The following is a 6,823-nucleotide window of genomic DNA, read 5'->3' as shown; positions in this document are numbered from 1 at the left end:
AATTTATTTTTAAGAACTCCATTTTCATTTAAATATGGATCAAAATATTTCATGAATATTCCCCTTTTTTATTATTCATTTTGCTAAATTAAGAAGTTGTTTTTTTATTTTTTCTCCTAGTTCTTCATATGATATTTTTCCTTCAGCATAATCTTCAAACCATTGAGCTGTTTCTGTATTTAGCTCTCCTGTTCCGTCTACTCTTGATAAAATTTTAGCTTTTTCTACTTCTTTTCTTCTTTTTTCTATTTCTGTCATGGCTGCTCCTTTTAAAACTAAGTCCCACGCGTGGGACTTAGTTACTTTCTTCTATTATTTTTTCAATTTGTAACAATAATTTGTTTATTTTTTTTCTTTTTTCTTCTTCCAGCTCTTTATATTTATTTTTTAATTTATCTAAATTATCAAAATTAAAGTCAAACTCAAATACTTCTTGATCAAATTCTGTCTTATTTTTTTCCTCTAGTTTATTCACTATTTTTTTTGAATCATCTAATAATTCTTTTATTTCTTCTAATGTAATTGAGTCATTTTCTTCTATACTTTCAATCAAATCTTCTGCTTTATATAATTTCTCTAAATGTTTAACTGGTAATAAGGCAATTATATTTTTAGTATGATCTTTATTTGCCTTATTATACAATTCATATCTTTTTCTATATCTTAGTGCAGTATTTTTATTATATCCATTTATTTCAAGATATTTATTATATAATCCTTCAGAACTTCCTTTCTTTCCTAATTCATCTGCCACTTCATTTAAAATTTTTCCTATATCTAATATTGCATTTGCCTGTGTATATAACAATTCTACAGTTTTGTCTTTCAAATAATTTATAACTTCTTTATCTTCTGTAAATTCTGTAAATAAATGATCTTCTATCAAAATTGTCTTTTTTATATCTTCTTTTTTACACATACCTTTATTTTCTTGGTGTACTATAATAGTTCCTGTATTTTCAACTTTTCTATCTTCAGCTATTTTTTTCAAAGCTGATAAATCTAATTTTCCCATTTATCCTCCAATATTTTATGCTACAGTTTTTTGTATTATTTTTATTAGTACTTCTTGTAACTCTTTTGCTATTTCTATTATTTTTTTGTCATTACTTTCCCAAATAGTTTTTCCTCGTTCTACCATTTTACTGATAGCTGAAAGCTGTTTTATAGGCAAAGGAAAGCATATATCTGTTTGCTCTATTATTTCTTTTATTTGATTATAATAAGCTTTTTGAGTAGCTGTTCCATCATATCTATTGAATATAATTGCAAAAACTTTATCTACTCCTACAGATTTAATAACTTCTACAACCCCTTCTGTTGTAAATTTATCCCCATATGCTGGAACTATTATTTGATCTGTATATTTTAAGAATTCACTATCCAGCTTTTTAGTAGGAATACTATCAATTAAAATATAATCATATTCTTTTTTCTTTATTTCTATGAACTTTTTCAGATTTTCTTTAAATTCTTTACTTATTGAACCCGAATCTATTGGGCTTTCTAAAGGAATAAAATCAAGATTTTCTCTTAATTTAATTATTTCTCCTGTTTCGTTCCTAATCCAAGATTTCAATCCTTTTGTTCTGTTATCTATAGTTACTCTTTTTTTATCAAAAGTTGTGTAATGTGATGATTCTTCATTTTTATCTATTTCTGATTTCAAAGCCATACCTATAATATTATTTTGTGGATCAGAAGTTATAATAAGAATTCTGAATCCTGCTAAAGCTAATCCTGCTCCTATTTGTACAGTTAAAAAAGTTTTTCCAATTCCTCCTTTTTCAACTTTAAATGTAAATACAGTTCCATCTTTTTTTTCTTCTGTTACTTCCATTATAGATAAAGCTCCAACAGAGCCTTCACTTTGATATATTTTTGTTTCAGATTCAATATTACTTTTTTTCTTTATATCCTCCATCTTACTTTCCTCCAAAGGTTCTAGTATTACTTTATTTGTATCTTTTTTTTCTATCATTATAGCTTTTGTTTTCTCCAGATTCCATTCTTTAACAATAGGAAGTGGTATCAACATTTTAAAATTATTCTTTTTTTCTTCATAACTTGCTGTAATTAAAGTATGAAGGTACAATAATTTTTCTTCCGATTTTTCTATTACTTCTTCAAATTTTTCTTTATACCTTTTTAACAAAATAAAATTATTTTTAAACTCTAAATCTATTGATCTTTTTTCTGATGTTAGTTCTAGTATTGTTACTAAATCTTTTGTTAAATTTAATCTGCAATGACTTAATCTCCCATCACTTTTCTTATAAGCTATACTTAAATTCTTTTTTATCATTTTTTCTCCTTCAATCAGGAACTGAATTATGAAACTTTCTGTAATCTTTTTTCAAGTTCTGAATATTTCATATTAGCTACTGCTTCATAAGTTAAATTTTCCTTTTCTTTACTTATTTTCTTAATAATTTCATTTATAAAATTGCTAAGTTCTGACGATTTCATAAAATATCACTCTCCTTAATAGATTAGACTAATAATCCCTAGTCTTTATTTATTGAAATATTACTTAAAGAATGATATAATATTACTGACAAAGTGATTTTATATCATTCATTTAAAAGCTATCTTGTTGGCGCAAGTTAGCTTTTTTATTTTTATAATTTATTATACTACTATTTTTTCAAATTGTCCACCCGAATTTTTATTTTTTTTAAAATTAGTATAATTAAGTTTTATAATGATAATTCAAATTTATATTTTCTTTATTTGTTACCAAATGTTAAACTTAAATAATTAACAAATCCCTAAAAACAACTTTATATATAACTAAGTCCCACGCGTGGGACTTAGTTATTATTTTAATTTCCTATCATAAATTGACTTGATTTAGCTTGAAATAGATACTCTTCAGTATTATTACAAACTTTTTCATAACTTTCTTCTCCTTGAAAATCATTTATTACTGCTTTTTCTTCTTCTGTCATTTCTTTATATTTTTTCTTCCCATATCCAGGAGGTAGCCAGTTTTTCTTCTGACTTCCATATATATTAAACTTCAAAAGCAAGTCCTCACTTTTAAATTTAATATGACAAGTCCCTTTCTTGAAAAGACTTACTGTAAAATATGTAAAATCTATATTTCTATTTGTTTGATTTCTTTCTGCTATACTTAATATATTTCCTATTTCTTCTATGCTACTTACATTTTTTTCTTCACTATCAAGATACATAAAAATTTTATGTATATCTGTTATTTTGGCACATACTGAATAGTCAAACCTAAATTCTCTATCACAATATGATGTACACTTCATTGGTATAATAACTTTCTTATTTACATAGTAACTTTTATTAGTATACCAACCATTATAGTAATGAATATTATCTTTTGATTCTGGGTGCCAGTAGTGTTCTTTTGAGAATTCATCAAAAAGTCCTACTATACTTTCTTCAAGAGAAGATATCATTTCATTTGATAAGTTTTTAAGCAACTGTTTTATATTAAACATATTAAATTCATAATTTCTCATTTTATAAAGATTATCATAAAAATTTCTTCTTATTGTTTCTGTGAAAAGTTCTTCAAGCTCTTTCTTTTTAAAAAGCATTTCCCAATATTTATTTCTTATTATTTCAATGTAATTATTTGATGTTAAATCTTTATCCCTATTACAAAAACTAAGTTTAAATACTTTCTGTGGATAATTTGATGTAAAGCTGTCTTCACTAAATTCATTTATTATCTCATATTCCTCCATGAATTTTAATCCTACCTGAATTTCAAAATTATAGTTTTCTATTAATCTTTCTATCATTTGGCTACTTGTTACAGCTTTTATTTTTTCATTTTTAAAAAATTGTTCTTTCTCTTCTTTTTTCATTCCATCAAGAATTTTACTTTCTTTTTTCTCTTTTTCAATTTTTATATTAATTAATGCTATTTCTACATTTGTTTCTCTATCTGCTTTTTTAAAAATTTCCTGATGGTATTCTATTTCTGCTTCATATTTTTCTAATTTATTTTTCAAATCCTGCTTATATAAAGAATATGGATTTTTTATAGTTTCAGAATTTAATATGGAAATAATTTGTCCCCCTGTTTTTTTCACAAGTTCTATAGCTTTTAAAAGGTGTAGATCTCCTTTATCAAATGGTGGATTCATTATTATTAAATCATATCTTTTATTAGTATTAAAATTAAGAAAATCATCAAAAATTAAAGTATGCTCCTTTCCACTAAGAATTTTTTGTAAATTCTCATTTATTTCTATACAATCAACAGAATTAGCAGAAAAACCATTATCCCAATATGTACTTTTCTTTAGATAATCTGCTATATCTCCACGCCCTGCTGATGGTTCTAATATATCTAATTCTTTTTGATATTTTGTTTTTTCTATTTTTGAAACCATTAATTTTATCAATTGCTCTGGTGTTGGATAAAAGCTTTTTAGCTCTTCAGTCATTTAATATTCCTCCATTAAATTTATTTATTTTTTTAACTACCATGTTTTTTCTTTAGAGCCGTTCTGCTCTTTTAAGTTTTTTTCTTTTATTTTTTTATTTATAAATTAATCTTTCCTATTCCTGATCCACCTCCTGATTATTTATTTTTTCTACTATGTTTTATTCCCCTTCGCCGTAATTTAAAAGAAAATCAATTCCTGAATGAAGGCTTGTGAAGGGGATATATGCAGTAGAAAAATATATATAATTTACAGGAGGTCAAGGCTGGATTGCTTTTGAAATAAAAAAAAGACAACCTAGAGGCTGTCTTAATTCATAATTATTTTATTTGTTTTTTCTTAAATTCTTCTGCTTTAGTTTCTAGCTCTTCTAATTCTTCATGAAGTTCAAGAATAAAAAGCTCATTTGTTAAGTATGTTGTACTTTTCTTATCTTTAATTTTATCTCGCATTTTATATGCTAACAATAATTTCTCTCCTACCTCATTTTTCTTATTTTCTATTTCAGGGCTCTTGCCTCTTGTAAATTCTTCAATTAACTCTTCTCTTGTCATTTTATTTATTCTTTCTAATTCTTTTTCAGTATTTTCATCAAGCTGTTCCATTTCCCCATATTTTTCTTCATTTGGTACTATTTCATAGCCCATTGCAAAGAATTTTTTTGTCATTGGTACTTTTTTCTCTGTAGATTTTTTCAAACATTCACTTTCTATTGCTTTTATTAAGTAATTTATACTTGTTATTTCTTTTTTTATTGTTCTATTACAACAGTTTAATCCAATTATAAGTGATTTTTCATCAAAGTTATTTAGTAATTCTTCTATATTTCCATTATTTAAAAATGGAGCAATATATCTATTCTTTTTTACTTTTTCAATTACTTCTGAAAGTTCTTCTGATATTACTATTTCAACAACCTCTTTTTCTATATTTTTAAGATATTCCATTCTTTCTTTATTTATTTTCCAAGTAAACTTCAAATGAGATATTTTTCTTCCAGTTCTTATTTTTTCTAATTTTAAGCTTTTAAAATATTGAGGTAATTCTTTTAATATGGGCTTTATAACTCTTTCATTAAAATTCGTTGAACTATAATTTTTAGGTACTCCTAATAACATTTTCAAATTTTCAAGTTCATAATTTTTCTCTCCTAAAACATCCCACTGTTTTAATAATTTAAACATATTTTTTGAATATACACTTTTTAAATTCACAAACTCTATTAAATCAAATTTAGTATAGTTTCCTATTAAATTATTTAATAAATGTTCAAATTCATCACTTACTTTTATTGAAATTATTCGATTTTCAACATTAACTGAGTATTTGTTAAATAAATTAAATTTTGAAAAACTTAATTCAGAATGTCTTATTTTTATATTTAATTTCAACATTTTATCATAAGTTGTTTCTAAATCTTTTATAAATCTATCTAAGTTTCTATTAACATAATTTGATAACAATTTTATTTCATCAAAAGGGATTTTTATTTCTCTAACACCTTGTTCTTTTGCTTTGAAACAAATAGAAAAAAATAAATCTAACTCTTTTTCTTTGAATCCTCCAAAAGTTACATTATTCATTTCATTCCCATATTTGACTACATTTGCCATCTCATCATCTCCAAACTTTCTTCATTAAAAAACATTATAACACATTAAATATTACAAGTCAATTTTCATGTAATGTTTATTGTAACAGAATGTAACAAATTAAAATAGAAAAAAATAAATGTAACAAGATGTAATAAATAAAATATGAAAATTAAGTGTAACAAAATGTAATAAGCAATGTAACAAGATGTAATAAGTAATGTAACAAAATGTAATAAGCAATGTAACAAGATGTAATAAGTAATGTAACAAAATGTAATAAGCAATGTAACAAGATGTAATAAGTAATGTAACAAGATGTAATAAGTTGTCCCTTTTTAAACTAGTAAAATTAAGGAGTTTGGAAGTCTTAAATATATAAAGATTATTAAATGATAATAAATAAGATAAAGATTATCTTTAAAGATTCATAAGAAAAATTTTTACTAATTTTTTCTAATTAAATTTAATTTGATAATATTTTGAATAATAAAGATTGACTGTATTATGATTAACAAAGTATAATTTCAGTATATCATATAAGCTTATTAGGGAGGAAATAAATGACTAAAAAAGAATTTGTAGACTTATACAAAGAAATTGGAAAATTTGAAACAAAAAAAGAAGCTGAAGAAAAATTAGAAGCTTTTTTGACAGCAGTAGAAACAGTACTTGAAAAGAAAGATGAAATATCATTTCTAGGATTTGGAAAATTTGAAGTTGTAGATAGAGCAGCTAAAGAAGGAATAAATCCACAGACAAAAGAAAAAATGACTATTCCTGCAAAAAAAGTTGTAA

Annotated in this window: 7 protein-coding genes; 1 reads left to right on the top strand and 6 read right to left on the bottom strand. The window is 24.1% G+C overall.

From position 1 onward, the window contains the following. Positions 1-75: 75 nt before the first annotated feature. The 6 genes from E6771_RS15755 to E6771_RS15730 form a co-directional block, all read right to left on the bottom strand. Positions 76-258 carry a hypothetical protein gene (locus E6771_RS15755; RefSeq protein ID WP_227371926.1) on the bottom strand — a complete coding sequence of 61 codons (183 nt, stop codon included), beginning with the start codon at positions 256-258 and terminating at the stop codon, positions 76-78. Between the two features lie 37 nt (positions 259-295). Then, the gene (locus E6771_RS15750; protein ID WP_316092294.1) at positions 296-1,015 is read right to left on the bottom strand and encodes a hypothetical protein; all 720 of its coding nucleotides are present in this window, start codon (positions 1,013-1,015) and stop codon (positions 296-298) included. A gap of 15 nt (positions 1,016-1,030) precedes the next feature. After that, positions 1,031-2,305: a ParA family protein gene (locus E6771_RS15745; protein ID WP_316092293.1), complete on the bottom strand. Its 1,275-nt coding sequence runs from the start codon at positions 2,303-2,305 to the stop codon at positions 1,031-1,033. Positions 2,306-2,331: 26 nt separating this feature from the next. Further along, a complete protein-coding gene (locus tag E6771_RS15740; RefSeq protein ID WP_316092292.1) occupies positions 2,332-2,469 on the bottom strand; it encodes a hypothetical protein in 138 nt (45 codons plus the stop codon). Positions 2,470-2,825: 356 nt separating this feature from the next. Then, complete coding sequence (locus E6771_RS15735; protein ID WP_316092291.1) at positions 2,826-4,433, bottom strand: DUF4942 domain-containing protein; 1,608 nt, start codon at positions 4,431-4,433, stop codon at positions 2,826-2,828. A 320-nt stretch (positions 4,434-4,753) separates the two neighbouring features. Continuing rightward, positions 4,754-6,046, bottom strand: a complete 1,293-nt coding sequence (locus E6771_RS15730) for a replication initiation protein (protein WP_316092290.1) — start codon at positions 6,044-6,046, stop codon at positions 4,754-4,756. Between the two features lie 542 nt (positions 6,047-6,588). Here E6771_RS15730 and E6771_RS15725 point away from each other — a divergent pair. Beyond that, the coding region (locus E6771_RS15725) for an HU family DNA-binding protein (RefSeq protein WP_316092289.1) at positions 6,589-6,823 on the top strand (235 nt) is incomplete at its 3' end.

This window comes from Fusobacterium sp. (genome assembly GCF_032477075.1).
Classification (GTDB): domain Bacteria; phylum Fusobacteriota; class Fusobacteriia; order Fusobacteriales; family Fusobacteriaceae; genus Fusobacterium_A.
This window is presented reverse-complemented; position numbering and strand designations above follow the sequence as displayed.